The 26,421-nt window shown below is 62.7% G+C and carries 22 protein-coding genes; all 22 read right to left on the bottom strand.

Annotated elements, in window-relative coordinates; translation table 11 throughout:
- Positions 1 to 20: 20 nt before the first annotated feature.
- The 22 genes from murA to AC54AF_RS11680 all read right to left on the bottom strand — a co-directional run bounded on the left by murA (position 21) and on the right by AC54AF_RS11680 (position 26,383).
- A complete protein-coding gene (gene murA, locus AC54AF_RS11575; protein WP_070257789.1) occupies positions 21 to 1,271 on the bottom strand; it encodes a UDP-N-acetylglucosamine 1-carboxyvinyltransferase in 1,251 nt (416 codons plus the stop codon).
- Positions 1,272 to 1,275: 4 nt separating this feature from the next.
- Positions 1,276 to 1,512: a BolA family protein gene (locus AC54AF_RS11580; protein WP_496636660.1), complete on the bottom strand. Its 237-nt coding sequence runs from the start codon at positions 1,510 to 1,512 to the stop codon at positions 1,276 to 1,278.
- Between the two features lie 70 nt (positions 1,513 to 1,582).
- Entirely contained in the window at positions 1,583 to 2,344 is a 762-nt protein-coding gene (locus tag AC54AF_RS11585; RefSeq protein ID WP_034753822.1) for an ABC transporter permease, read from the bottom strand.
- Positions 2,341 to 3,258, bottom strand: a complete 918-nt coding sequence (locus AC54AF_RS11590; RefSeq protein WP_077398228.1) for an ABC transporter ATP-binding protein — start codon at positions 3,256 to 3,258, stop codon at positions 2,341 to 2,343. The genes AC54AF_RS11585 and AC54AF_RS11590 overlap by 4 nt, the downstream gene beginning before the upstream one ends.
- 211 nt (positions 3,259 to 3,469) lie before the next feature.
- On the bottom strand, positions 3,470 to 3,817 hold the full coding sequence (locus tag AC54AF_RS11595) for an STAS domain-containing protein (RefSeq protein ID WP_035823111.1): 348 nt from the start codon (positions 3,815 to 3,817) through the stop codon (positions 3,470 to 3,472).
- A 52-nt stretch (positions 3,818 to 3,869) separates the two neighbouring features.
- Positions 3,870 to 4,505: an ABC transporter substrate-binding protein gene (locus tag AC54AF_RS11600; RefSeq protein WP_131688109.1), complete on the bottom strand. Its 636-nt coding sequence runs from the start codon at positions 4,503 to 4,505 to the stop codon at positions 3,870 to 3,872.
- A gap of 72 nt (positions 4,506 to 4,577) precedes the next feature.
- The gene (locus AC54AF_RS11605) at positions 4,578 to 5,462 is read right to left on the bottom strand and encodes an MlaA family lipoprotein (protein ID WP_496636661.1); all 885 of its coding nucleotides are present in this window, start codon (positions 5,460 to 5,462) and stop codon (positions 4,578 to 4,580) included.
- Positions 5,459 to 5,929 carry an outer membrane lipid asymmetry maintenance protein MlaD gene (mlaD, locus tag AC54AF_RS11610; protein WP_131688107.1) on the bottom strand — a complete coding sequence of 157 codons (471 nt, stop codon included), beginning with the start codon at positions 5,927 to 5,929 and terminating at the stop codon, positions 5,459 to 5,461. The genes AC54AF_RS11605 and mlaD overlap by 4 nt, the downstream gene beginning before the upstream one ends.
- Before the next feature lie 79 nt (positions 5,930 to 6,008).
- On the bottom strand, positions 6,009 to 6,794 hold the full coding sequence (mlaE, locus tag AC54AF_RS11615; RefSeq protein WP_496636662.1) for a lipid asymmetry maintenance ABC transporter permease subunit MlaE: 786 nt from the start codon (positions 6,792 to 6,794) through the stop codon (positions 6,009 to 6,011).
- Positions 6,791 to 7,600 carry an ABC transporter ATP-binding protein gene (locus tag AC54AF_RS11620; RefSeq protein ID WP_496636663.1) on the bottom strand — a complete coding sequence of 270 codons (810 nt, stop codon included), beginning with the start codon at positions 7,598 to 7,600 and terminating at the stop codon, positions 6,791 to 6,793. The genes mlaE and AC54AF_RS11620 overlap by 4 nt, the downstream gene beginning before the upstream one ends.
- Before the next feature lie 258 nt (positions 7,601 to 7,858).
- Entirely contained in the window at positions 7,859 to 9,322 is a 1,464-nt protein-coding gene (locus tag AC54AF_RS11625; protein WP_131688104.1) for a glutamate synthase subunit beta, read from the bottom strand.
- 79 nt (positions 9,323 to 9,401) lie between these two features.
- Positions 9,402 to 14,102 carry a glutamate synthase-related protein gene (locus tag AC54AF_RS11630; RefSeq protein ID WP_496636664.1) on the bottom strand — a complete coding sequence of 1,567 codons (4,701 nt, stop codon included), beginning with the start codon at positions 14,100 to 14,102 and terminating at the stop codon, positions 9,402 to 9,404.
- A 194-nt stretch (positions 14,103 to 14,296) separates the two neighbouring features.
- Positions 14,297 to 15,004, bottom strand: coding sequence for a transposase (locus AC54AF_RS11635; protein ID WP_496636665.1), 708 nt, complete (start codon positions 15,002 to 15,004; stop codon positions 14,297 to 14,299).
- 154 nt (positions 15,005 to 15,158) lie between these two features.
- On the bottom strand, positions 15,159 to 15,839 hold the full coding sequence (locus AC54AF_RS11640; protein ID WP_496636666.1) for a response regulator transcription factor: 681 nt from the start codon (positions 15,837 to 15,839) through the stop codon (positions 15,159 to 15,161).
- Positions 15,840 to 15,978: 139 nt separating this feature from the next.
- The gene (locus AC54AF_RS11645) at positions 15,979 to 17,106 is read right to left on the bottom strand and encodes a PAS domain-containing sensor histidine kinase (protein WP_496636667.1); all 1,128 of its coding nucleotides are present in this window, start codon (positions 17,104 to 17,106) and stop codon (positions 15,979 to 15,981) included.
- Between the two features lie 49 nt (positions 17,107 to 17,155).
- Positions 17,156 to 20,260: a DEAD/DEAH box helicase gene (locus tag AC54AF_RS11650; protein ID WP_496636668.1), complete on the bottom strand. Its 3,105-nt coding sequence runs from the start codon at positions 20,258 to 20,260 to the stop codon at positions 17,156 to 17,158.
- A 208-nt stretch (positions 20,261 to 20,468) separates the two neighbouring features.
- Positions 20,469 to 20,957 carry a YbjN domain-containing protein gene (locus AC54AF_RS11655; protein ID WP_496636669.1) on the bottom strand — a complete coding sequence of 163 codons (489 nt, stop codon included), beginning with the start codon at positions 20,955 to 20,957 and terminating at the stop codon, positions 20,469 to 20,471.
- Between the two features lie 26 nt (positions 20,958 to 20,983).
- A complete protein-coding gene (locus tag AC54AF_RS11660) occupies positions 20,984 to 21,658 on the bottom strand; it encodes a hypothetical protein (RefSeq protein ID WP_496636670.1) in 675 nt (224 codons plus the stop codon).
- Between the two features lie 9 nt (positions 21,659 to 21,667).
- The gene (locus AC54AF_RS11665; RefSeq protein WP_496636671.1) at positions 21,668 to 23,413 is read right to left on the bottom strand and encodes a putative porin; all 1,746 of its coding nucleotides are present in this window, start codon (positions 23,411 to 23,413) and stop codon (positions 21,668 to 21,670) included.
- A 37-nt stretch (positions 23,414 to 23,450) separates the two neighbouring features.
- Positions 23,451 to 24,167, bottom strand: coding sequence for an energy transducer TonB family protein (locus AC54AF_RS11670; RefSeq protein ID WP_496636672.1), 717 nt, complete (start codon positions 24,165 to 24,167; stop codon positions 23,451 to 23,453).
- A gap of 10 nt (positions 24,168 to 24,177) precedes the next feature.
- Positions 24,178 to 24,588 carry an ExbD/TolR family protein gene (locus tag AC54AF_RS11675; protein ID WP_034753784.1) on the bottom strand — a complete coding sequence of 137 codons (411 nt, stop codon included), beginning with the start codon at positions 24,586 to 24,588 and terminating at the stop codon, positions 24,178 to 24,180.
- 13 nt (positions 24,589 to 24,601) lie between these two features.
- Entirely contained in the window at positions 24,602 to 26,383 is a 1,782-nt protein-coding gene (locus tag AC54AF_RS11680) for a DUF2341 domain-containing protein (RefSeq protein ID WP_496636673.1), read from the bottom strand.
- Positions 26,384 to 26,421 lie beyond the last annotated feature (38 nt).

Raw genomic sequence — 26,421 nt, forward strand, 5'->3', positions numbered from 1 at the left:
GCTCGTTCCTTTTCTTGTTTTTACTTGATGCGCACGATGTTCGCGCCGACGGCGGAGAGCTTCACTTCCATGCGGTCGTAGCCGCGGTCGAGGTGATAGATGCGGTCGATCAGGGTTTCGCCATCGGCCGCCAGGGCGGCGATCACCAGCGACGCCGAGGCGCGCAGGTCGGTCGCCATCACGGGCGCGCCGCGCAGCTGCTTGACGCCGGCAATGATGGCCGTGTTGCCCTCGATGGTGATGTCGGCGCCCAGGCGGTTCATTTCCTGCACGTGCATGAAACGGTTCTCGAAAATCGTCTCGGTGACGCGGCTGGCGCCATTGGCGATGGTGTTGACGGCCATGAACTGCGCCTGCATGTCGGTCGGGAAGCCCGGGTATTCCGTGGTGCGGAAGCTGACGGGGTTCGGACGGGCCGACATCTCGGCGCGGATCCAGTCGGCGCCGAACGTCATCGTCAGGCCCATGGCGCGCAGCTTGTCGAGCGCCGCATCGAGGATATCGGTGCGCACATTGCGCAGGGTAATGTCGCCGCCGGTGGCTGCCACGGCGCACAGGAAGGTGCCCGTCTCGATACGGTCAGCGATGACCGCATGCGAGGCGCCGTGCAGCGCGTCCACGCCCTGGATCACCAGGCGGCTGGTGCCGATACCGTCGATCTTCGCGCCCATGGCCACCAGCAGGTGGGCCAGGTCGGTCACTTCCGGTTCGCAGGCGGCGTTTTCCAGGATGGTCTCGCCTTCGGCCAGGGTCGCGGCCATCAAGAGGTTTTCGGTGCCGGTGACGGTGATCATGTCGGTGACGATGCGCGCGCCTTTGAGCTTGGCGCACTTGGCGTAGATGTAGCCCGCCTCGATGCGGATCTCGGCGCCCAGCGCTTCCAGGCCCTTGATGTGCTGGTCGACGGGGCGCGAACCGATGGCGCAGCCGCCCGGCAGCGAGACCTTGGCTTCGCCGAAGCGCGCCAGCATGGGGCCCAGCACGAGGATCGAGGCGCGCATGGTTTTCACCAGTTCATACGGCGCTTCCAGGGTGTCGATGGCGCTGCCGTTGAGAACGACGCGGTCGCCGTCCTGCTGCACTTTCAGGCCTGTCTGGCCCAGCAGCTTCAACATGGTGGCCACGTCGTGCAAATGCGGCACGTTGGTCAGGTCCAGGTCGCCCGCAGTCAGGAGACCGGCGCACAGGATGGGCAGGGCGGCATTTTTCGCGCCGGAGATGGCGATGTCGCCGTTCAGGCGGTTGCCGCCGTTGATGAGGAGCTTGTCCATGTGCTTATCCTTGGAATTCTTCAGGTGTCAGGGTTTTCATCGACAGCGCGTGGATTTCCTCGCGCATGCGGTCGCCCAGCGCCGCGTAGACGATCTGGTGGCGGGCGATCAAACGCTTGCCGGCAAACGCGGGCGAGACGATCACGGCCTGGAAGTGCTGGCCATCGCCCGCCACTTCGAGGTGCGTGCATTCGAGGCCGGCCGACAGATAGCCATGGATCAGTTCTGGAGTGGTGGTCACGATAAGTCCTTGATATTGAATAGTGTAGTGATGTGATGTGCCGTAATCAATGGCGCAATGAATAACGTAATTAATGACGCAAACGATAGCCGCTTTTCAGCAGGCGGATCGACGCCAGCGCCAGGATCACGAGGAAGCCGGCGACGATGGATAGGCTGAGCCACGGGCTGACGTCGGACACGCCGAAGAAGCCGTAGCGGAAGCCGTCGATCATGTAAAAGAAGGGATTCAAATGCGATACCGTCTGCCAGAAGGCGGGCAGCGAATGGATCGAATAGAACACGCCCGACAAAAAGGTGGCTGGCATGATCAGGAAGTTCTGGAAGGCGGCCAGCTGGTCGAATTTTTCGGCCCAGATGCCGGCGATCAGGCCCATGGTGCCCAGCATGGCGGCGCCGAGAAACGCGAAGACGACGATCCACAGCGGTGCGACAAACGACAGGTCGGCGAACCAGCAGGTGATGGCAAACACGCCAAAGCCCACGGCCAGGCCGCGCGCGACGGAAGCGAGTACATACGCCGAGAAGATTTCCCAGTGCGACAAAGGCGTCAGCAGCACGAACACCAGGTTGCCCGTGATCTTCGACTGGATCAGCGAGGACGAGGAATTGGCAAACGCGTTTTGCAGCACGCTCATCATCACCAGGCCGGGAATCAGGAAGGCCGTGTAGCTGACGCCGGGGCTCGGCTCCACGCGGCCGTCGAGCACATGGCCGAACACCAGCAGGTACAGCATCGACGTGAGCACGGGCGCGGCCACGGTTTGCGTCGCCACCTTCCAGAAGCGCAGCGTCTCTTTGTAGACGAGGGTGCGAAATCCTGTCGAAATCATACGGTACCTTTATCCATGATCTGCAAGAAGATATCTTCCAGGTCGGCTTGTTGCAATTGCATTTCATCGATCTCGGCGCCCGCTTCGCGCAGGCGGGCGAGGATTTTTTCGACTTCGCTGTATTCGTTGACGCGCAGGCTGAACTTGTTCGGCGCCTGCTGTTCTTCCGGGTGCAGCACCAGGTGCTGCAGGTCGGCCGGCAGGCTGCCATTCTTGAGGTGCAGCTGCAGCTGCGAGCCGGCGATGCGGCGGATCAGGGCCGACATGGTGTCGAGCGCCACCACCTTGCCGGTTTTCAGCATGGCCACGCGCTGGCACATGGCTTGCGCCTCTTCCAGATAGTGGGTGGTCAGGACGACCGTGTGGCCGCCTTCGCGGTTCAGACGCGAGATGAACTTCCACAGGGTCTGGCGCAGTTCCACGTCGACGCCGGCGGTCGGCTCATCGAGCACGATGACGGGCGGCTTGTGCACCAGCGCTTGCGCCACCAGCACGCGGCGTTTCATGCCGCCGGACAGGGCGCGCATATTCGTGTCGGCCTTGCCGGTCAGGTCAAGGTTTTCCATGACCTCGTCGATCCACTTGTCGTTGTTCGGCAGGCCGAAGTAACCGGACTGCAAACGCAGGGTTTCGCGCACGGTGAAAAACGGATCGAACACCAGCTCCTGCGGCACCACACCCAGGTTGCGGCGCGCATTGCGGAAGTCCGTGACCACGTCGTGGCCGTGGATCTTGACGGTGCCCGCGTCGGGGCGGATCAAGCCGGCGATGATGGAAATGAGGGTCGTCTTGCCGGCGCCATTTGGGCCGAGCAGACCGAAAAATTCGCCTTCCTCGATGGCCAGCGACACGCCGCCCAGCGCCTTGAGCGATTTATAGCTCTTTTCTACATTCGTGATTTGAATTGCGGTCATGTGCTTGTTTCAAGTGTAATGCGTCTGGTGTGATGCGCCAGTTGCCGGAGACATCCAGGCCGGCAGGCCGGTGCAGGGCGCCGCCTTCAGGCGAGGACGGCGCAACAGTCAATTATAGTTGGAAAATTCGTGGAACACTTGGAGATCAATCCGGCGGCGCTGCTGGCCTGCCGGCTTGAAAGCTACTGCTGATGCGGGGAGTGGGACAGGATCAATGATGATGCAGGTCGGACGGGCTGCGTTCGGCGTGACCGCCGGCGCTGGCGCAGTCGTCGGCGCTCAAAGTGCTCGACACGAGCGAGCAGACGCCATACAGCTTGGTGAGGTTTTTCAGGTTGTTCGGCAGGTTTTTCAGCTCCAGCACGGCGCCGGCATCCTGCGCGGCGCGCTGCCACGTCAGCATGACGGAGACGGCCGCCGAATCGACGGCCTTGACGTTGCGCAAGTCAAACTTCGTCTGACCCGAGCGGATGGCGTCCAGACCCTGCTCCAATGCCGAAGTGGCATTGTGCACGGTCAGGGAAGTCAGGGACTGCAAGGTGTCGAGAGAGTCGGGCATGGCGTCGGGCTGCGCTGGTCTGGAGCTGGGTCAGGAGCTATATGATAGCCGATTATTTGGCTTTGGTAGCGGGACGGCTGGCCAGGGCCTTGTTTTTCGCGGCCAGGGTCTTGATCAGGCCATCGATGCCGCCTTTGCTGATCTCGCTGGTAAAGCTGCTTTTGTAGGTTTCCACCAGCCACGCGCCGAGCACGTTGATGTCATAGATCTTCCAGCCGGACGGGGTTTTCGCCACGCGGTAGTTCAGGGGCACGGGTTCGCCGCGCGCCACGTTCACCTGCGAGCGCACTTCCACGTCCGTATCGCCAGGGTCGGCGCGCAGCGGCTTGAATTCCACGGTTTCGTTCTTGATCTGCGACAGGGCGCCCGAATACGTGTAGATCAGCAAGGTGCGAAATTCCGCAGACAGCTGCTTTTGCTGGTCCGGCGTGGCATCGCGCCAGTGGCGCCCGGCGGCCAGGGCCGTCATGCGCTGGAAATCCACGTACGGCAGGATCTTGCTTTCCACCAGTTCGGTGACGCGCTTGATATCGCCCGCCTGGATGGCCTTGTCGGCCTTGGCCGTGTCGATCACGTCCTGGCTGATGCGTTTGACCAATACGTCCGGCGCTTCCACGGGGGGGGCGGCCTGCGCGGCGGTGGCAAAGGCGAGGGTGGCCATCGCCAGCAGTTGCTTCATCAATTTCATGGTTCTACCTTTCATGGTGTTGCTATGCACCGGCTGGCGTTGATCGCAGCCGTGGTGTTTCTGTACCGGAGTTTACTCCTGCGACCTGGTCTCGGAAGCAACGGTATTGCTACCAGATGTTACGAGGCCAGCCGGCGCCACATCGGCCGCAGCCGTCGCAGGCGGCGTTTCCGCTGGGACAGGCTGCGGTTGCGCCTCGTAGGCCGGGTCATAATCACTGGTGTCGTTTTTTGGCACTTTGCGGTCGCGGCGGTCCGTATCGCCATCGAACACCTTGCTTTCGCGCGCCTGCAGGAAGCCGTCGCGGATGAATTCATAACGGTCCAGCGCGGCCGCTTCCATCAGGTTGGTCGCGTCGAGCAGCGCGGCGCGCTTGTCGACCACGCGCGTCACCGTGCCGATATTGCGCACATAGGCCGGATCCTTGTAGCGCCATGGGTCGCCCGCGATATCGAGCGGCAGGGCCGCCGTGTCGCGCACGGTCGATGGGCCCAGCAGCGGCAGCATCACGTACGGACCAGACTGGACGCCATACCAGCCCAGGGTCTGGCCAAAGTCTTCGCTATGCTTGGGAATGCCCGCCTGCGAGGCGATATCGATCAGGCCGAAGATACCGAAAGTCGAGTTCATGCTGACACGCACGACGTCTTGCAAGCCCGCTTCGCCTTTGCCTTGCAGCAAGTTGTTCATGGCGCTCCACACATCGGACAAGTTGCCGAAGAAGTTGCCCACGCCCGTTTGCACGAACGATGGCGCGACCTTCTTGTAGGCCGTGGCGACCGGCTTCAGGGCCACCTGGTCGACGGTGTCGTTGAACTTGAACATGGCGCGGTTATACCCTTCCAGCGGGTCGCGCGGGTTGGTGCCGGTGGCGCACGCGCTCACGCTGGCGGCGATGGCCAGGGCCAGGCCGATACGCGCCAGGCTGCCTTGGGATTGTTTGGTCGACTCGCTCATTTGCTGTCCTTTCCTTCCGCTGCCTTGCTGTAGATGAACTGATTGATCAGGTCTTCCAGCACTGTGGCCGATTGAGTACGGGCGATCTTGTCGCCCTCTGCCAGGTTCGCCAGATCGCCGCCTGCTTCCAGGCCGATATATTGCTCACCCAGCAAACCGGCCGTCAAAATCTTGGCCGAGCTGTCTTTCGGAAATTTGTAGCCATCTTCGATGTCGAGTTTCACCAATGCCTGGTAAGTCTTGTCGTCAAACCGGATCTCCGCCACGCGCCCCACCACCACGCCAGCCCCCTTGACGGGGGCCTGCGGCTTGAGGCCGCCAATATTGTCGAACTTGGCACTAATGGTATACGTCTTGCTGAAAGACAGTGAACTCATATTGCCGGCCTTGAGCGCCAGAAACATCAATCCCGCCACACCCAGCAAGACGAACAAGCCGACCCAGACATCCAAAGATTTACGTTGCATAAACAATCCTAAATAATTTTTACTTGCTGCCGCCTGCGCAACCTCTTGCCCAGGCCTGCTGTTGTTCGCTGATCGGCAATTACTTGCTAAACATCAACGCCGTCATCATGAAATCGAGCCACCACACCATCAACGACGAAATGACCACCGTGCGCGTGGTGGCGCCGGACACGTCTTCCGGCGTCGGCTGTGCCTGGTACCCCTGGAACAGCGCGATGAACGTCACCGCAATGCCGAAGACCATGCTTTTGACATAAGTACCATTGCCGATATCTTTCCAGACATCCACACCGCCCTGCATCTGCGACCAGAACGAGCCTTCATCGACGCCGATCAGCACCACGCCGACCAGGTAACTGCCGATGACGCCGACGGCCGTGAAGATGCCACCCAGGATAGGCATGGCGATCACGCCAGCCCAGAAACGGGGCGCCAGCACGCGCTGGATCGGGTTCACGGCCATCATTTCCATGGCCGACAATTGCTCGCCAGCCTTCATCAGGCCGATTTCCGCCGTCAGCGAGGTGCCGGCGCGGCCGGCAAACAGCAGCGCCGTGACGACCGGACCCAATTCACGCATCAAGGACAGCGCCACCAACTGCCCCAGCGACTGCGTCGCGCCAAAGGTACTCAGTGTGTAATAGCCTTGCAGCCCCAGCACCATGCCAACAAACAGGCCGGAGACGGCGATGATCACCACCGAACGGCTGCCGAGATAAAACAGTTGCTCGATTACCAGGCCCGGACGGCGCCACAGGCCGCCCGACGAGGCGACGATGATGAAAAACGAACGCACGGCAAAGCCGAGGTCTTGGACTGAATTGCGCAACCATGCTCCGATCGCCGCCAGGAACCGCGCGATCATCGGCCCGCTCCCGTATGCAGGCCCAGGTCGTCGGCCAGCGACTTGCCCGGATAATGGAACGGCACGGGGCCATCGGCCTCGGCATTGACGAACTGCTTGACGTACGGATGCGTCGACACGGCCATCTCGGCCGGCGTGCCGTGCGCCACAATCTTGCCCGATGACAGAAAATAGACATAATCAGCGATGGCGAAACACTCCTTCACGTCGTGCGATACCAGGATAGACGTGGAACCGAGCGCATCGTTCAGATTGCGGATCAAATTGGCCGTCACGCCCATGGAAATCGGGTCCAGGCCGGCGAACGGTTCGTCGTACATGATCAGTTCAGGGTCGAGCGCAATGGCGCGCGCCAGCGCGACGCGGCGGCCCATGCCGCCCGAGATCTCGGCCGGCTTCAATTGCGCCGCATTGCGCAGCCCCACCGCGTTCAGCTTCATCAGCACCAGGGTGCGGATCAGCTCTTCATTCAAGTCCGTGTGCTCGCGCAGAGGGAACGCCACATTCTCGAATGCCGTCAAGTCCGTAAACAGCGCGCCGTGCTGGAACAGCATGCCCATCTTGCGGCGCAACTGATATAACTCGTCGGTCCCCAGCGTATGCACGATCTGGCCGTCGATATTCACGGAACCGGAATTGGGGCGCAACTGCCCGCCGATCAAGCGCAATACGGTCGTCTTGCCACTGCCGGAGCCACCCATGACGGCCACAACTTTTCCACGTGGGAAATCCATTTGAAGGCCCGATAAAATCGAACGTTCTCCATAGGCAAAGTGTAAATCACGGATCTCAACAAGATTTGGCACGACGAAGCTCACTATTTTAATGGCGTATTGTAGTGCAGAAACGCCAACCTCTGCTGAGACACCCCTCGGGACAGCCCCGTAAAGGGGAAGAATACAACACTAATGAATCTAAAGTCAGATATTGTAGTAGAAATTTGACCTGCGCATCGCGTCCTCATCCGATGGCCTTCACTGCTGTCGACTTGACAAGTAAAAATAACAAAGGCCACGTCGCGCTCCGCGCCGTGGCCCTGGCAAAAAACGAACAATTGCTCGTTTTTAGCGCGGCAGCAGGGATGCCCCCATCAGGAACTCATCGACGGCGCGCGCGCACTGGCGCCCCTCGCGGATGGCCCATACCACCAGCGACTGGCCACGGCGCATGTCGCCGGCCGCAAACACCTTGGCCACCGACGTCTGGTAGCAGCCGGCGCCATCCGTTGTTGCCTTGACATTGCCGCGCGCATCCGTATCGACGCCGAACGCTTCCAGAACTTGTTGCACTGGCGAAACAAAGCCCATGGCCAGGAAGACCAGGTCGGCCTTCATCTCGAATTCCGAGTTCGGCACTTCGCTCATCTTGCCGTCTTTCCATTCGACGCGGCAGGCGATCAGCTTTTCCACCTTGCCGCCCTTGCCTTCGAAACGCTTGGTGGCCACGGCCCAGTCGCGCTCGCAACCTTCCTCGTGCGAGGACGAAGTGCGCAGCTTGGTCGGCCAGTACGGCCAGACCAGCGGCTTGTTTTCCTGTTCCGGCGGCTGCGGCATCAGTTCGAACTGGGCCACCGAGGCGGCGCCATGACGGTTCGAGGTGCCGACGCAGTCGGAGCCCGTATCGCCGCCGCCGATCACCACCACGTGCTTGCCCGTGGCCTTGATCTGGTCCTTGAGCTTGTCGCCCGCGTTGACCTTGTTTTGCAGCGGCAGGAAATCCATGGCGAAATGCACGCCTTTCAGCTCGCGGCCCGGCACGGGCAAGTCGCGCGGCTGCTCGGCGCCGCCGGCCATGATGACGGCGTCAAATTCCTTTTCCAGGTCTTCCGGGAAGATGGTTTCCTTGGCCCAGTTGTTCACGTGGGCAGGGAAATCCTTGCCCACCAGTACGCTGGTGCGGAACACCACGCCTTCGGCTTCCATCTGTTTCACACGCAAGTCGATGTGCGATTTTTCCATCTTGAAGTCAGGGATGCCATAACGCAGCAAACCACCGACCCGGTCGCTCTTTTCAAACACGGTGACGGCATGGCCGGCGCGCGCCAGCTGCTGCGCCGCCGCCAGGCCGGCAGGGCCGGAACCGACGATGGCCACTTTCTTGCCCGTGCTGAAAGGGGCCGGCTGCGGCGTGACCCAGCCGTGTTCCCAGCCCATGTCGATGATTTTATGTTCGATCGACTTGATGCCGACCGGATCTTCGTGAATCCCCAGGGTACAGGCCGATTCGCACGGCGCCGGGCAGATGCGGCCCGTAAATTCCGGGAAGTTATTCGTCGAATGCAAGATATCGAGCGCTTCGCGGTAGGCGCCGCGGTACACCAGGTCATTCCAGTCGGGAATGATGTTGTTCACGGGACAACCCGTGGTGCAGAAGGGGATGCCGCAATCCATGCAGCGCGCGCCCTGCACGGTCGCCTGCGCATCCGACAGGTGCAGCACGAATTCCTTGTAGTTCTTCAGGCGCGCGGCAGGCTCCAGATAGTGTTCGTCCTGGCGCTTGAATTCCATGAAGCCGGTAATTTTACCCACGATAGTTCCTTTGTATTTGCTGGCTGGGAGCGGCCGGGCCGCTCCCTGTCATTCATCTATGCGATTGATCTTGGCTGGCTCAGGCGGCGACGGCTTGCACTTCCATGGCGGCGTCAGCTGCCATCTCGATCAGCGCACGCTTGTATTCGTTCGGGAAGACCTTCACGAACTTGCCGCGCGCCGCAGCCCAGTCGTCCAGCAAGACGCGGGCGCGCGTGCTGCCCGTGTGCTTGAAGTGACGCTCGATCAGGCGCTTGAGGATGACCTCGTCCGCTTCCGGCACGCCGTCGCGGTGCTGCGTATGCCAGGCGTCGCGGTCGACATGCTGTTCCGCTGCGGACACGACCTTGTCCAGGCTGACCATGGCCGTGTTGCACTTGCTGGCAAAGTCGCCGGCCGGGTCATACACGTAGGCGATGCCGCCCGACATGCCGGCCGCGAAGTTGCGTCCCGTGTTACCCAGGACCACCACCGTACCGCCCGTCATGTATTCGCAGCCATGGTCGCCCAGGCCCTCGACCACCGTGGTGGCACCGGAGTTGCGCACGGCAAAGCGTTCGCCCGCCACGCCATTGAAGAAGGCTTCGCCGGCGATGGCGCCGTACAGCACGGTGTTGCCGATGATGATGTTGTCCACGGCCCAGCCGCGGAATTCCGTATTCGGCCGCACGATGATGCGCCCGCCCGACAAGCCTTTGCCGACGTAATCGTTGCCTTCACCCACCAGGTCGATCGTGATGCCGTGCGCCAGGAAGGCGCAGGCCGACTGCCCCGCCGTGCCTTGCAACTGGATGTGGATGGTGTCGTCCGGCAAGCCGGCATGGCCATATTTCTTCGCCACTTCGCCGGACAGCATGGTGCCGACCGTGCGGTTCAGGTTGCGCACGGGCGAAATGAAGGAGACGCGCTCGCCCTTTTCCAGCGCCGCGCGCGCTTGCGCGATCAGCTTGTGGTCGAGCGCCTTTTCCAGCGCATGGTCCTGGAACTCCACGTGGCGGCAGGCCTGGCCATCCGGCGTTTCCGGCTTGTAGAAGATGGCCGAGAAGTCCAGTCCCTGCGCCTTCCAGTGCGAAATCGCCTTCGATTTATCCAGCAAGTCGACGCGGCCGATGAGTTCGTCATATGTGCGGATGCCCAGCTGCGCCATCAATTGACGGGCTTCCTCGGCGACGAAGAAGAAGTAATTGACGACATACTCGGGTTTGCCCGAGAACTTGGCGCGCAGCACCGGATCTTGCGTGGCCACGCCCACCGGGCAGGTATTCAAGTGGCATTTGCGCATCATGATGCAGCCTTCGACCACCAGCGGCGCCGTGGCGAAACCGATCTCGTCGGCGCCCAGCAGGGCGGCGATGACCACGTCGCGGCCCGTCTTCATCTGGCCGTCGGCCTGCACGCGGATACGGCTGCGCAAGCCGTTCAAGACCAGGGTTTGTTGCGTTTCGGCCAGACCCAACTCCCACGGCGTGCCCGCATGCTTCACGGACGACAATGGCGAGGCGCCCGTGCCGCCGTCGTGGCCGGCGACGACCACGTGGTCGGCTTTCGCCTTGGTGACGCCGGCGGCGACCGTGCCGATGCCCACTTCCGACACCAGTTTCACGGAAATCGAGGCGCGCGGATTGGCGTTCTTCAAGTCATGGATCAGCTGCGCCAGATCCTCGATCGAATAGATATCGTGGTGCGGCGGCGGCGAAATCAGGCCCACGCCCGGCACGGAGAAGCGCAGGCTGGCGATGTATTCCGACACTTTATGGCCCGGCAACTGGCCGCCTTCGCCCGGTTTCGCGCCCTGCGCCATCTTGATCTGGATCTGGTCGGCCGAGTTCAGGTAGGCGGCCGTGACGCCGAAACGTCCCGACGCCACCTGCTTGATGCGCGAGCGCATGGAATCGCCTTCCTGCAGCGGAATGTCGACGACGATCTGCTCGGCGCCCACGATGGAAGCCATGGTGTCGCCCTGGCGGATCGGGATGCCCTTCAATTCCTGCGTGTAGCGGTTCGGATCTTCGCCGCCCTCGCCCGTGTTCGACTTGCCGCCGATGCGGTTCATGGCGACGGCCAGCGTTGCGTGCGCTTCCGTGCTGATGGAGCCGAGCGACATGGCGCCCGTGGCGAAACGCTTGACGATTTCCTTGGCCGGTTCCACTTCGTCGAGCGGGATCGCCTTGGTCGGGTCGAGCTTGAATTCGAACAGGCCGCGCAGGGTCAGGTGGCGACGGCTCTGGTCGTTGATGATTTGCGCGTACTCCTTATAGCTGGAGAAATTGTTGCTGCGCGTGGAATGCTGCAGTTTCGCAATCGCGTCCGGCGTCCACATGTGGTCTTCGCCGCGCACGCGGAACGCATATTCGCCGCCCGCGTCGAGCTTGTCCGCCAGCACGGGATCGTTGCCGAAGGCCAGCGCGTGCAGGCGCAGCGCTTCTTCCGCCACTTCAAACACGCCGATGCCTTCCACGTTCGAGGCCGTGCCCTTGAAGTATTTGTCGACCAGCGATTTGTTCAGGCCGATGGCTTCGAAGATTTGCGCGCCGCAGTACGACATATACGTCGAAATGCCCATCTTCGACATGACCTTCATCAAGCCCTTGCCCACGGCCTTGGTGTAGTTGTAGATGGCTTTCTCGCCCGACAGGTCGCCCGGCAAGCCGTGCGCCATCTCGGCCAGGGTTTCCATGGCCAGATACGGGTGGACGGCTTCCGCGCCATAGCCAGCGAGCAGGGCGAAGTGGTGCGTTTCGCGGGCCGAGCCCGTTTCCACGACGAGGCCGGTGGAGGCGCGCAAGCCCTTGCTCACCAGGTGCTGGTGCACGGTGGAGGTGGCCAGCAGCGCGGGGATCGCCACCTGGTCGGCGCAGATGGCGCGGTCCGAGACGATCAGGATGTTGTGGCCGGATTTCACGGCGTCGACGGCTTCCGCGCACAGCGAGGCCAGGCACGCTTCCACGCCTTCCTTGCCCCAGGCCAGCGGGTAGCAGATGTCCAGTTCATACGACTTGAACTTGCCGCCCGTGTGGGCGCTGATGTTGCGCAGGCGCGCCATGTCGTCAAAGCCCAGCACGGGCTGCGCCACTTCCAGGCGCATCGGCGGATTGACGTTGTTGGTATCGAGCAAGTTCGGTTTCGGGCCGATGAACGAGACCAGCGACATCACCATCGCTTCGCGGATCGGATCGATCGGCGGGTTCGTCACTTGCGCGAACAGCTGCTTGAAGTAGTTATACAGCGGTTTCAATTTGTTCGACATGACGGCCAGCGGCGAGTCATTGCCCATCGAGCCCGTCGCCTCTTCGCCGGCCACGGCCATCGGCGCCATGAGGAATTTCAAGTCTTCCTGCGTGTAGCCGAACGCCTGCTGGCGATCGAGCAACGATGGCTGCTCTTTTTCGCCCTGGGCACGGTCCTGTTTCGCCTGGCCTTCGGCCAGCTTGATCTCGTTGAGCTTGATGCGCACCGAGTTGATCCACGCTTTATATGGCTTGGCGTTGGCGTAGGTGTTTTTCAATTCCTGGTCGTCGATGATGCGGCCCGCTTCCAGGTCGATCAGGAACATTTTGCCAGGCTGCAAGCGCCATTTCTGGATGATTTTCGACTCGGGAATCGGCAGCACGCCCGATTCCGACGCCATCACCACCAGGTCGTCGTCCGTGACGATGTAGCGGGCCGGACGCAAGCCGTTGCGGTCCAGGGTGCCGCCGATGTGGCGGCCGTCCGTAAATGCCATGGCGGCGGGGCCGTCCCACGGTTCCATCATGGCCGCGTGGTATTCATAGAAGGCGCGGCGGTTGTCATCCATCGTCGTGTGGTTTTCCCACGCTTCCGGAATCATCATCATCATCGCCTGGGCGATCGGGTAGCCGGCCATCAACAGCAGTTCCAGCGCATTGTCGAAGCACGCCGTGTCGGACTGGCCTTCATAGATCAGGGGGAACAGCTTTTGCAGGTCGTCGCCCAGCACGGCCGACTTCATCACGCCTTCGCGCGCGCGCATCCAGTTGAAGTTGCCTTTCACCGTGTTGATCTCGCCGTTATGGGCGATCAGGCGGTACGGGTGGGCCAGCGGCCATTCGGGGAAGGTATTCGTCGAGAAACGCTGGTGCACCAGGGCCAGGGCCGAGATGCAGCGCGCATCCTGCAAGTCCTTGTAATACACGCCCACCTGGTCGGCCAGCAGCAAGCCTTTATAGACGATGGTACGCGCCGACATCGACGGTACGAAGAATTCCTTGCCGTGCAGCAGTTTCAATGCCTGGATGGCGTGGCCCGACGATTTGCGGATCACATACAATTTGCGCTCGAGCGCGTCGGTGACCATGATGTCCGGGCCGCGGCCGATGAAAATCTGGCGGATGACCGGTTCCTTGGCGCGCACGGTGGGCGACATCGGCATGTCCGTATCGATGGGCACGTTGCGCCAGCCCAGCACGACCTGGCCTTCGATACGCACGGCGCGTTCGATTTCCTGTTCGCAAGCGATGCGCGACGCGTGCTCCTTCGGCAGGAAGACCATGCCCACGCCGTATTCGCCAGGCGGCGGTAATTCCACGCCCTGCTTGGCCATTTCTTCGCGGTAGTACTGGTCGGGAATCTGGATCAGGATGCCGGCGCCATCGCCCATCAGCGCATCGGCGCCCACGGCGCCCCGGTGATCGAGGTTTTTCAGAATCAGCAAACCCTGTTCGACGATCGAATGGGTCTTGTTGCCCTTGATATGGGCGACGAAACCGACGCCGCAGGCATCGTGTTCATTGGCTGGGTCGTACAGGCCTTGCGCTTTCATGGGCTTCTCCGCTGCATATGACTATCGAAAAACTAGAGTAGTGCAACGCAACAAAAAACTCAACTACAACAATTAGGGTCGGAGTCGAATTAAATTTGATTCTGTCGCCCTAAAAATTTAATAGGGACATAGTCATAGCAATTTCAATAAAACGTCAGAAAGAAACCATTTTTTGTTTTAAATGCGAATATGTTTCAACTGGCGTCCGCGTCGGCCACGATTTTGCGGGGACGGCCCCGCTTGGCCGGCAGCACTTGCCGCTGCATTTTCTGCTCCAGCGCCTGCTTGAAAGCGTCGGAGCCCAGCGGCCAGCCCTTCAATACAGCCTGTTCCACCACCTTGACCTGGCTGCTGCCCAGGCCTTGCTCGAACAGGCGCAGATACGCCGCCTCGCGGTCGAACGGCGTATTGCCCAGCGCCCAGTACAGCGCATGGTCGGTGATGACGGGATCGGGCCGCACGCCCGCATGGTGGGCATAGCTGGACCAGCTGTAGTCGAGCGCCTGGCCCGCCAGTCCCGTTTGCACGGGCACGCATTCCAGATAGCGGCAGCAAGTGAGGAAGAAATTGTCGGGATCGATGACGGCCGTTTTGTAGCGTCCTTGCCACAACGGCCCTTCACGGCCGTATTTCTGGTTGAAATACGGTACGTAATAGCGCCCCAGCCACTGCATCAGCTGCCCCAGCCCCGTCGCATCGCTGGGCGTGGCCAGTAAATGTAGCTGATCAGGCAATAAAACGTAGGCGTGAATGGCCACCTTGAACATTTTCGCCCCCGTTTTCAGCCAGGAAAGAAATTGCGCGTAGTCAAGCGCGTCCTGGAACACGGGCTGGCGGTTGCTGCCGCGCTGGATCACGTAATGGGGCACTGCAGGGATGATGAGACGGGGCAAACGGGCCATGGCAGAATCGTAAAATATAGGCTAAGGCCTTGATTTTACACACTTACCATACAAGAAGCGACTCTGACCCTGTTTTATTGAAAATGCCGAAGAAAACGGTTGACTCTGTCCCTTTTATGCTGACGCCCGCTTGCGGGTGGCGCAATCGCTACTATCAGGACAGATTAAAACTGGCCGACAGGCTGTAGCCCTCGCCATACGCGCTGCGCAGCGGCAAGTCCTGGCCCAGGCCCGTCTTGGCCTTCTTGCGCAAGCGGTACACGAGCATGTCGACCCTGCGGCCCGCATCGGGATCTTCGCCGCCCATGCCGGCCACGATGACGTCGCGCGGCACGGGGCGGGTATTGATGGTGAGCAGGTGCAGGAAGTTGAATTCCTTTTCCGTCAGGGCGATAACGGCGCCCATCAGTTCAGGTTGGCGAGCGCTTACTTTCAAGGTCCACTTGCCAGGCTCGGGCACGGGATCTTGCGGGCCGACGCGGCGGTCGAGCGCCTCGATGTGGGCGGCCAGTTCAGGGAATTTGATCGGCTTGGTCAGATAGTGGTCGGCGCCCAGGCGCAAGCCCAGGATGCGGCTGTCGAAGGCGACGCGCCCCGTCAGCACCAGCACGCCGATTTGCGGATACAACTGGCGCATGCGGGGGATGACGTTGAAGCCATCCTCATCGGGCAAGCCCAGGTCCAGTACGACCACGCCGACATTGCCATGACTTAACGCCGTCCACATGCCGCCAGCGGAGCTGGTGATATGCACTTCGTGTTCGAGCTCAACGAGGAACTCCGCCATGTCTTCGGCGTAGTCGAGATTGTCTTCGACGATCAGTATTTTCGTCATTGCTACGCCATTCTTCCGTTAGTGAGCACACCGAGGGCAAAACCATGCCATGCACTTCTGCACCATGATGGACGGCACAATAGGTTTACGTCAAGGAATTATCACGGTTGCCTTCAGCGGAAGCAAGGCTTTTCCTTGTCTAGACAGGAAGCGGCAGCCAAATGCGGAAAACTGCCCCGCCTTCGGGCAGATTGTGCCCCTGCAAACTCCCGCCATGCACGTCCACCACGGCGCGCGCCATGTACAGCCCCAGGCCCGCACCGGGATGCGTGGCATGGCTTCCACGGCTTCCTTTCTCGAACAACCGCGCCAGTTCGTCTTCCCGCAAGCCAGGTCCCGCATCGCGTACGCACAGGGCCACGCCGCCCTCGGGCACCAGCCTGGCCGACACGGTGATGGGGCTGCCCGGCGGGCTGAACTTGACGGCGTTGTCGAGCAGAATTTTCAGGCACAGTGCCATGCCAGGCACGTCGCAGCGCAGCCTGGCCGGCAAGTCTTCGTCGAGTTCCAGCTGCACCGGGTGGCTGGCGGGCACGGTGGCGGCCGCCTGCTGCAGCAAGGCCAGCGGTGCGATGCCGTCGGCGGCCCGCTCGCGGCCGATGGCCGCCATGCGCTCGGGTGACAAATAATCGTCGATCATGGACAACAAACGGTCGACGGCCGTCTGGATCTTGACGTAGCGCTTGCGCGTGGCGTCGTCGGCGTCTTGCGATGTCGAGACGAGGCGCTGGATGGCGCCGTCGATGGTGGCCAGCGGCGTGCGGAATTCATGCGACAGCATCGAGGCGAAGCGCTTCTGCTCCTTTTCCCGTTCGGCTTCCTGCGCCTGGATCTCGCTGACATCGCGCAGCGTGCCCGCCACGGTGACGCCGCGCCCTGACGCCGCAGACACGATGGTGGAATGGATTTCCAGCGCCAGCAAGTGGCCGTCGGCATGCGCCAGCTCCACTTCGCGCAACAGGGTCAAACGGCTGGCGTCGCCGTCGCGCCAGCGCTGCAGCCTGGCCGGCACGTCTTGCGCCAGGCGCGCCGCGTGTTCGCGCAAGGCGGCCAGGTCATGGCCCGTCAGGCGCTGCGCGGCGGGACTGATGTAGAGCAATTCGAGGGTCGTGGCGTCGAGCAGGAAGGCCGCGTCGCGGCCGTGTTCGGCCAGCAGGCGGAACTGCGTTTCGCCCGCCCGCGCGCGCAGCAGGGCGCGGCGCAACTGGACGAAGCGCAGCGCCATGAGGATGACGCCGGCAAGCAGCAAGAGGAGAAAGGGCAGCATGCTTTACACCTGGCGAGAAAGAATCGCCAAGTATAAGCGCGCGGCGGCGTTAATCTTCCAGCGGGGCGAAAATCTGCTGCAAGTCTTCCTGCGTGAGGGCCATCTTCTGCGACTCGCCTTCGGCCAGGATCGATTGCGCCAGCTCCGATTTCTTTTGCTGCAGCAGCTGGATTTTCTCTTCCAGCGTGCCCTTCGCAATCAATTTGTAGACGAACACGGGCTTGTCCTGGCCGATACGCCAGGCGCGGTCCGTGGCCTGGTTTTCCGCCGCCGGATTCCACCACGGATCGTAGTGGATGACCGTATCGGCCGCCGTCAGGTTCAGGCCCACGCCGCCCGCTTTCAGACTGATCAGGAAGATCGGCACGGCGCCCTGCTGGAAGGCCGCCACTTGCGCCCCCCGGTCCTTCGTTTCGCCCGTCAGCAAGGCGTACGGGATGTCGCGCGATTCCAGCTCTTCCTCGATCAACTCCAGCATGCTGGTAAATTGCGAGAAGACGAGAATCTTGCGCCCTTCGTCGAGCAAGTCTTCCACCATCTGCATCAGGTCGAGCAGCTTGGCCGAACCGGCCGACTGCTTCTTCGCCGGCAAGGATTTCACGAGGCGGGGATCGCAACACACCTGACGCAGTTTCAGCAGCGCTTCGAGGATGACGATCTGGCTGCGCGCCACGCCCTTCTTGTCGATTTCTTCGCGCACCTTTTGATCCATCGCCAGGCGCACGGTTTCATACAGGTCGCGCTGCGGCCCCGTCAATTCCACCTTGCGCACCATTTCCGTTTTCGGCGGCAGCTCCTTGGCCACATTGTCCTTCGTGCGGCGCAGCAGGAACGGCTTGATGCGGCGGTTCAGCAGCATGCGGCGCAGCGGGTCGTCCTGGCGCTCGATCGGGTGGCGGAACTGGGTGTTGAACGTCTTCTCGTCGCCCAGCAAGCCCGGCAGCAGGAAGTGGAATTGCGACCACAATTCGCCCAGATGGTTTTCCAGCGGCGTGCCGGACAGGCACAGGCGGTGGCGCGCGCGCAGCAGGCCCGCACTTTGCGCCGCCTTGCTGCGCGTATTCTTGATGTAGTGCGATTCGTCGAGGATGACCAGGTGGAAATCGTGCTCGCGTAGGGTTTCCTCGTCGCGTGGCAACAGGGCGTACGTCGTCAGCACCAGGTCGCATTGGTCGATCTGGTCGAATTGCTGGGCGCGGTCCTTGCCTTGCAGCAGCAGCACTTTCAGGCCGGGCGCAAATTTTGCCGCCTCGTCCTGCCAGTTGCCCATCAAACTCGTCGGTGCAATGACGAGGGCCGGATGCGTGAGGCGTCCCGCTTCCTTTTCCACGAGGATATGCGCCAGGGTTTGCACGGTCTTGCCGAGCCCCATGTCATCGGCCAGAATCCCCGCCAGGTCATGGTCGCGCAGGAACTGCATCCACGCCAGGCCATCGGCCTGGTAATCGCGCAGGGTCGCCTGCAGGCCGGCTGGCGCCGCCACTTTTTGCACGGAACCGAACTGGCTCAGCTTGCGGCCCATGGTGCGCAGCTGCTCGCCGCCCGTCCACTGCATCTCCAGGCCGCGCGCCAGCTCTTCCAGGCGTGCCGCATCCAGGGTCGACATGCGCACGGCATGTTTGATCTTGTCGCTGAAATACAGTTCGCCCAGGGTGTTGAGGATGGGGCGCACTCTGCCCCACGGCAGCGCGACGCGCGTGCCGTCCGGCAAGGTCGCCAGCATCTGGTCATCGTCCGCATGCGCTTCGATGACTTTCGGGTTGAAATCGTTGGGCGCGTTGCGGATCAGCTGCACCAGCACGGGCAGCAGCGGCACGCGCTCGTGGTTGACGACGATGCCCAGTTCCAGCTCGAACCAGGCGTTGCCGCTGTCCGGGTCCTGGTCGTCGATTTCCGCGTACCAGTCGCCCACGTCGCTCACGTCGTAGCGGTACTTGGCCGTCTTTTCCACGATCCAGCCCTGCTTCCGCAAGGCGTCGATGCCGGACTCGGCAAAACGCAGCCATTCCGCCTGGGACGGCAGTTGCAAGGCACCCTTCAAGCCGTTCAAGGGGGCGGAGCCCGGCTTCTTGAATTGCAGCTCGGCCAGCGTGGCCAGCGCGCGCGCCTCATCGACCGTATTTCTCTGGATAATTTCCGTCACCTCGCCCACTTGCCGCACCACGCGCTGCGACGGGTCGAACGAGACGCGTTCGCCATCGTAGTCGTAGGACAGCACGGCGAAGTCGCTCCAGCGCTGCGCGCTGCCATCGGCCAGCATGGCGCTATCTAACAGCAAGACCGGTTGCGCCGGCACGTCCTTGCGCAAGCGCTGCGGCAACGGTTGCGGCAGCGGCATCAAATGCTGCAAACCCTGCGCCAGCAGCAGTTGCGACACGCGCACCTTGTCGTTCGCGTTCAGCGGCGGCGCCTGCGCCACCAGCGCCTGCAAGTCGGCGAGGGAAATGTCGGAGCCACCCTGGTTCAGTTCCAGCACGCCGCACGACAGGTTGTCGATGTACCACGGCGGATCGGTGGGCAGCATGTAGTCGATCTGGTCGGCGCCATGGTGCTTCGCGCCTTCCGGCGGATCGACTTGCCAGCCCAGGCGCATGGTCTTGCCTTCGTCGCGCCAAAACAGGCGCGCGGGACGCACGGGACCTTCCTTCAACGGATACACGAGGCCATTGCCGACATCGGCCCAGGAATTGGCCCACAACAATTTATCCTGCTCGGCCAGCATTTTCAGCAGGGCCGCACCGACCTTGCCCTTCGGCTCCGTGGCGCTGCCCGTCTGCGAATTCTGCCCGCTGCGCATGGCCACGAAGAAACGCACGAGGTCTTCGTCGGCCGGCGTCAAGAACGTGGGGGGCGCCGACAGCAGGGAAAAGATTTCGCTGATGGGCGACGCGGCCGCCACGTCGCCATTCGGCCGCAGCCGCGCCTTGTACAGGCACAGGGCCACATGGCGGCCGCCGCTGGTAGGCGCCAGCACGTAGATCAATCGATGCTGGTTGAGTTTGGGATCCGGCTCGGCTATCGTCAGCACGGCCTTCGGATGGGCGGCAGCCTCCACCCGCTGCAGCCAGGTGGCGACGGCATACGGCAAAGGCGCTCCCGGCGCGCTGGCCGGGGCAACTGGGGTTTCACTGGTTTCGTCGCGGGTAAAATCCATGGGGCGCATTTTTGTGTAAAGGTCGTATCCAAATCGGCAACAGGCAATATTATCCGCCATACAGCCGTTGCTGGCTTGATTCACACACGCTCTTTGAGCAGTTTTAATGCGCGATGCCTAAAAAATAAGTATTTAATACGACACTTGGAACCCGCAGACGGCAAAAATGGCCCGTCACGGGCCATTTTTGCCGCCTTTGCGCCGCTTGTCAGGCCGGCACAGTTTCTTCTTCTGCCACGCTGGCAGCCTCGACTACCGGCGCAGTGCTCGTATCGGCCGGCGTAAAGTTGCGCAGAAACAAGAAGAACTGGCCCATCATCTGCGTCCACAGTTGCAGATTGATATTCAGGTACTCGCGGCTGACGCCACCGGCGACCAGCACATCCATCTCCAGCACGACGAAATCGCCATGCTGGGCCACGCGGGCGAAACGCTTGCTGCGGTGCCATTCGGCCAGCAAGCCGGCCGGCAAGTCGCCGCCCTGCACGCGCAGCGGGCAGCTCAGGGTCAGATCCGCGTACTGGCCAGGCGATGCTTCGTTGCCCCACAGCACTTGAAAGCCGATGCCGTGGCTGGCGCTGTGCAGACGCACGACGCCGTCGTGTTCGATGCTCGTCACGGCGCAGCCGGCCGCCTTGATGGCCTCGGCCGTTTGTTCCGCATTCAGGGTAGTCAGCAAGCTATTCGTGTGTTCCATCGTCATTCCATTCATCTCAAAGAAAATTATTGGGGGGCAGGTGTTTCTGTTTGACGCGCATCGAAGCGGCCCTGGTACAACTGATCGCCGTACTGCTGCGCGATTTGCTCGAGTTTCACTCTGCTTTGCGCGGCGAACGGCTGGCGCGCTTGCATCACGCCCAGCACGTCAAGCCCTTCATACGCTTGCAGGATTTCCTGCCCGGCCGCATACAGCTGGGCATTCTTGCTTTCGCAGCGCGCCAGGGCGCCCCGCTGGGCCGTCACTTCGCCGTCGAGGCGCGCACGCTGCGCTTCGATCTGCTTGCCCGTGGCGGCCAGCTGTTCGCTGGCCTGGCGGTACTGCGCCAGGTTGGCGGCCGCCTCTTGCGCGGCGGCGGCGGCGCGCTGCTGCTCGGCTGCCAGTTTTTCCCGCTGCGCGCGCTCCTGCGCCAGTTGCGACTGGCTGCGCGCCAGCTCCTTTTTCAAGCCGTCGTTGGCGGGTGCAGCGGCGGCGGGCGTGGCCTTGGCGGCAGGCACGCCCTTGGCTTTGAGCAATTCCAGCTCGCCGCGCGTCTGCTGCAATTGCGCCGTGACATTGCGCAACTCGGCGCGCAAGCGCTCTTCCATGCTCTGCCCCTTCTGTCCCTGCGCCTGGGCCGTGCTGGCGGCCAGCAAGCTCAGCAGCAGAAGCGGCAAGCGCATTTTGTTGGATATCAACATTGTGGCTCCTTAAAAACGCGCGTTCAATTCGATTTGCAGGGTGTCGATCGACAGCGCCGAACCGAACACTTCGCGGCTCGACGTCCAGCGGCCATTGAGCCAGGTATTCTTGTCGAGCGCATATGCGCCGCCCAGGTAGTAGCCGCGCGCATTCGTGCCGCCCAGGTGGAAGGTGGAATCGTTGTAAGCGTCAGGCAAGGCATCCGGTTCGATGCGCTTGTAGCCCAGTAACACGTTCCAGTCGCCGCGCGCCGCCGGGCTGGCCTTGCCCAGGGTCGCCTGCAGCATGTAGGCGTTGCCGCCGCTCTTGAAATCGGCTTGCGAGACGCCGCCCGTGCCACCGAAATTGTTCATGATGCCGCCCTTGGCGCGCGCCCACATTGCGTTCTTGTCGTAGGCCATGTTGCGCACATAATCGCCTTCGATGCGCAAGTCCGTGCCACCGGCGACCTTGCTATCCCAGCGCGCATTCAGATTGGCCAGGCGGAATTTCGACGCCAGGCCCACGAATTGCGGCTGCGGCGTATTCGCCGGGTCCAGCGGGTTCAGGGCGATATTGCGCAGCAACATCAAGCTATTGCCCTTTTGCATGCTCGACGGACGCGACCAGTCCGTGCTGCAGCCATCGGCGCCCGCGTACAGCGCGCACGGCTGCGAATACTCGCCGCTGATGTTGCGGAAGTTGTAGTAGGCCAGCGCGCCGCGCAGTTGATGGTCGCTATTGATCTTCCACGAGGCGCCCACCTGTGCGCCCAGCAGCCATTTGTTTTCGCTGGACATTTTTGCCTGGCTGCGGCTCGGCGCATTGTCGGACGAATACTCGAGCGGAATCAGGCCCAGGGTACCGAACACGGTGACATCCTTGGCCGCGCCGACGGGCTGCTGCACCTTGGCGGCGATGCCGTCGAAATTGAGTTCGCTGGAAAACAGTTCGTCGCCGGACACGAACGGGTTATCGAAGCGGCCCGCCGTCAGTTTCAGCCAGGAAGCGGGCTGGTACGACAGCCAGGCCTGGTCCAGCCAGATGTTCTTCTTGCCCAGGCCGCCGCCGAGGGTTTGCGTGGTCGATACCGGGCTGTCGTCATTACCGCTGGCCAGGCGGATGCCTGCTTGCGTGCTGTCGGAAATGTCGGCCAGGATGCCCAGGCGGGCACGGGCGCGCAGCAAGTGCTTGCGGTCTTCGCGCGTGTTCAGCAGCGCCGGCAGGGCCAGGTTGGTGTTGGAATTGACGTCATAGCCGCTGCCGCTGTTGAGCGAGCGCCAGTCGATCTCGATATTGCTGTTGGCCATATCGTAATAGCGCGATTCGTAGCGCGCGCGCACATCGCCTTCGACGCGGATGCGCTTGCTCCAGGCCGGCGTTTCATTCGGCGCCGCCCAGCCGCCCGCCTTGGCCTCGGCCATGACCTGGCCTTTGATCTCGTCGCGGATCTGCTCGCGCACGGTGTGCGAAATGTACGGCACGCGCACGTCGCCCGGCTGTACCTGCGCCAGGGCAGCCGGCGCGGCGGCCGGACGGGCTTGCGCTTGCGCCAGCGCTTCGCTCTGCGCCTGCGCCAGCAAGGCTTCGCCGGCATCCTTGTTCAGGGCGCCGCTCTGGATCAGGCCGCGGATCAGCTTGACCATGGTGCTGTCGGCCGGTGCAGCGGTTTGGGCTTGGGCTTGTACCGCGCCCGCCGCCACGCTCAGGGCCAGGGCAGCGAGCGCCAGCGGAAGGCGGCGCAGGCGCTGTGGGGAAGAAAATATGAGGTTCATCGCTTCTTTCGGTAAAAATGAATATGAATTAAGGACGCTATGGGCGGCGGCCTTTAATGGATACGCGGGCCGGGAAACGCAGCGATGCCGGTGGCCGCTCATCGGCGCGGAAGTCGCGCACCATGGCCAGCACTTGCTCATCCGTCTGCGCATTGCCCGTGCCTTGCACAAGGTGGACCTTCGACGTCCGGCCTTCCGTATCGAGCCATAGGTCGACGCGGATGTCGGCGAACGCCAGCTGGCGCGTGCGCGGGTCGCGGGCAAAGGCCAGCTGCAGCGCGTTGGCCACATAGCGGCCATACGATCCCGCGCCGAGGCCGCCGCCACCGCCGCCGCCCGTCATGCCGCCGCCACGCCCGGCCTGGATGCCGAAGGCATCGCTGCCGGCCTGCGCCGCGCCATCGATGGTGACGGGGTCGCCCTTGTCCGGCGACGGGCTTTCCGGCGCGTTATCCATGGGCTTGTCGACCGGCGTCGGTTCCGGCTCCGACACTTCCGGCACCACCTTGTCGGGCACCGGTTCCGGCAGTTTTTCCGGTTCCGGCGGCGGTGGCGGCGGGGGCGGCAGCATCAGCATCGGCGGGGCCGCCACTTCGCGCTTGGTGGCCGCCGTGTCCGACAGCAAATACCAGACCAGCGCGGCCAGCGCACCGGCCAGCAGCGCGCCGCCGGCCACGCCGCCCCAGCGGCGCCACCACTGCGCCGCGCCCGACGGTTCCGAGGCGGCCATCTTCATCATGTCGTCACGCTTCACCTTGCGCTCCTCATGCCGGCTTGCCGGTCACCAGGCCCACCTGGTTCAGGTCTATGCGGCGCAGCAAGTCCAGCACTTCGACCACTTTCGCGTATTGCACGGCAGCATCGCCACGCACGATCACGGGGAAGTCGGGCGTCAGGGCCTTTTCCGTGCGCAAGCGCTCTTCCAGCTCGGGCAGGGTGACGGGATAGGCATCGAGGAAGACCTGGCCCGCGTTGTCGATGGTGATGGCCTTGGTCTTCGGTTTTTCCAGCGCCATGGCCGAACTGGCCTTGGGCAGGTCGACCTTGATGCCGGGAATGCTGGCGTTGCTGGTCAAGATGAAGATCACCAGCACCACCAGCAGCACGTCGACGAAGGGCGTGATGTTGATGCCGCCGCTACGCTTGCGGGGGGTAAACTTGGCGGAGGTGGCCATGGTTATGCGCCCCTCACGCCTGTTGCAGCACGGGACGCATCTGGCGTCCGTCGCCCTGCTCTTCAGCCAGGCGCGTGGCGAATTCATCGACGAAGACGGCCATGTCGGCAACGATGGCGTCCGAACGCGAGGACAGCCAGTTGTAGCCGAACAGGGCGGGAATCGCCACGCCCAGGCCAGCCGCCGTACACAGCAGCGCTGCCGCCATGCCCGGCGCCACCGAGTTGATGTCCACGGCGCCGGCCATGGCCGCCACGACGAACACCAGCATGATGCCGATCACGGTGCCGAACAGGCCGACATACGGCGCGCCTTCGATGGTGGTCGAGAGCCAGATCATGCGTTTCGACATGCGCTCGCTTTCGCGCACCATCACGCCATCCATGGCGGCGCGGATGGCGCCGATCGTCGCGTTCGACACGGCGTTCAGGTCGTAGCCGCGGTCGTGGCGGCGGCGCATCTCGTCGATGGCCACGTCATACAGGCGCCACAGCGAGGAATCCGTCTTCACGGAAGCGCTCAGCTTGCCGTTGCGCGCCAGGTGGTCCAGCGGCGCGCCGGCCGCTTCGTGGAACGACTGCATGAATTGCGCATTGGCGCGCGCGATGGCGCCATAGCTGCGGCCCTTGCCGATCATGATGATCCACGACAGGACCATCATCAGGCCCAGCACGCCGACGACGATCCAGGCGTCGAGCGGCATGGCGGCGATGATGAAGCCGAAATGGCTTTTGCCGGCCTGCTGTTCATCGGCGCCAAACACGGCCAGGCGCGATTCGGCACCTTGCGAAACGGCATCGGCCAGCAACAGGGCATCGGGACGGGCCGTGCGCGACAGGCGCAGCTCGTCGATGGCGCCCGTGAAGTTGTTCAGGGTGGCGGTACCGGAGGCGACCGGCGGCGCATCGGCGCCCACCGAGGCCGCCGTCGTAAAGGCCGGCAGCGCGGTGGCCAGCGACACGGCTGGACGGCCGCCCACGTACAGGGCCACGTTGGCTTTGTCGGCTTTCACCGCCAGGTGCGACCATTGCGCGGCCTGGATCGGTTGGCCGGGCTTGCTGCGCTGGCCATTCACCTGCACGAACGGCACGCCCTGGTCGACACCGATCAGCAATTCATTGGCGCCATCGCGGCGGGCATACAGCACTTGCTGCGGGCCCAGGTTGTCGGGACGCACCCAGGCGGAAAAGGTGAATGGCGCGCCGGCGGCCAGCGCCAGCGAAGGCGAGGCAGGCAGCATCAAAGGGGCCGTGCCCAGGCGGGCGCCGGCGCCGATGACGGAACCGTCGAGCGCCGGCACGGCCGTCTGGGCATGGTTGCCGTAGGCGGTGCTGTCGCGCGAGGGCACGCCAGGCTCGGTGAAGTGGTACACCAGGCTGTAATCGGGGTCGAAGGTGCGCTGGCCATTGCCGGACGCGGGCGCCTTCGGATTGCCGTAGTACATCCACAACTGCTGCGGCGTACCCGCCGTCAGGGCCGGCACGTCGACCCAGATCAGGGCGATGCCCAGGAGCGGGTTGAACTGTTCGATCTGGTGGTTCAGCACCGTTTTATCGTCGCCCGCCACGAATCGCAGGTCGGCGCCGTTGTCGCTGACGCCTTCGAAATTGAAGTTACCCGAATGCAAGCGCAGCAGCACGGGAATGCGGCCGGGATCGCCGCCTACGGCACCTGCCTTCGGGCCGGCGTCGACGGTGACGGGTTTGCGGTAAGCCCAGTCGGGCTGCCACCAGGCATGCGCCAGGCCGGGAACGAGCGTGCCCAGGATCGTGAGCAGAAAAAGAAAACGTTGCATGACAGTGATTCTCCGAAGAAAAGTCTAAAAAAGTGCAG

The sequence above is a fragment of the Janthinobacterium sp. JF4 genome (assembly GCF_059617925.1).

Coding starts and splice junctions, on each gene's coding strand:
- AC54AF_RS11680 (WP_496636673.1), bottom strand. CDS start 26,383: ATGCAACGTTTTCTTTTTCTGCTCACGATCCTGGGCACGCTCGTTCCC.
- AC54AF_RS11590 (WP_077398228.1), bottom strand. CDS start 3,258: ATGACCGCAATTCAAATCACGAATGTAGAAAAGAGCTATAAATCGCTC.
- murA (WP_070257789.1), bottom strand. CDS start 1,271: ATGGACAAGCTCCTCATCAACGGCGGCAACCGCCTGAACGGCGACATC.
- AC54AF_RS11640 (WP_496636666.1), bottom strand. CDS start 15,839: ATGACGAAAATACTGATCGTCGAAGACAATCTCGACTACGCCGAAGAC.
- AC54AF_RS11675 (WP_034753784.1), bottom strand. CDS start 24,588: ATGGCCACCTCCGCCAAGTTTACCCCCCGCAAGCGTAGCGGCGGCATC.
- AC54AF_RS11655 (WP_496636669.1), bottom strand. CDS start 20,957: ATGGAACACACGAATAGCTTGCTGACTACCCTGAATGCGGAACAAACG.
- AC54AF_RS11665 (WP_496636671.1), bottom strand. CDS start 23,413: ATGAACCTCATATTTTCTTCCCCACAGCGCCTGCGCCGCCTTCCGCTG.
- AC54AF_RS11605 (WP_496636661.1), bottom strand. CDS start 5,462: ATGAGCGAGTCGACCAAACAATCCCAAGGCAGCCTGGCGCGTATCGGC.
- AC54AF_RS11645 (WP_496636667.1), bottom strand. CDS start 17,106: ATGCTGCCCTTTCTCCTCTTGCTGCTTGCCGGCGTCATCCTCATGGCG.
- AC54AF_RS11635 (WP_496636665.1), bottom strand. CDS start 15,004: ATGGCCCGTTTGCCCCGTCTCATCATCCCTGCAGTGCCCCATTACGTG.
- AC54AF_RS11595 (WP_035823111.1), bottom strand. CDS start 3,817: ATGCCCGACTCTCTCGACACCTTGCAGTCCCTGACTTCCCTGACCGTG.
- mlaE (WP_496636662.1), bottom strand. CDS start 6,794: ATGATCGCGCGGTTCCTGGCGGCGATCGGAGCATGGTTGCGCAATTCA.
- AC54AF_RS11650 (WP_496636668.1), bottom strand. CDS start 20,260: ATGGATTTTACCCGCGACGAAACCAGTGAAACCCCAGTTGCCCCGGCC.
- AC54AF_RS11585 (WP_034753822.1), bottom strand. CDS start 2,344: ATGATTTCGACAGGATTTCGCACCCTCGTCTACAAAGAGACGCTGCGC.
- AC54AF_RS11600 (WP_131688109.1), bottom strand. CDS start 4,505: ATGAAATTGATGAAGCAACTGCTGGCGATGGCCACCCTCGCCTTTGCC.
- mlaD (WP_131688107.1), bottom strand. CDS start 5,929: ATGCAACGTAAATCTTTGGATGTCTGGGTCGGCTTGTTCGTCTTGCTG.
- AC54AF_RS11630 (WP_496636664.1), bottom strand. CDS start 14,102: ATGAAAGCGCAAGGCCTGTACGACCCAGCCAATGAACACGATGCCTGC.
- AC54AF_RS11660 (WP_496636670.1), bottom strand. CDS start 21,658: ATGTTGATATCCAACAAAATGCGCTTGCCGCTTCTGCTGCTGAGCTTG.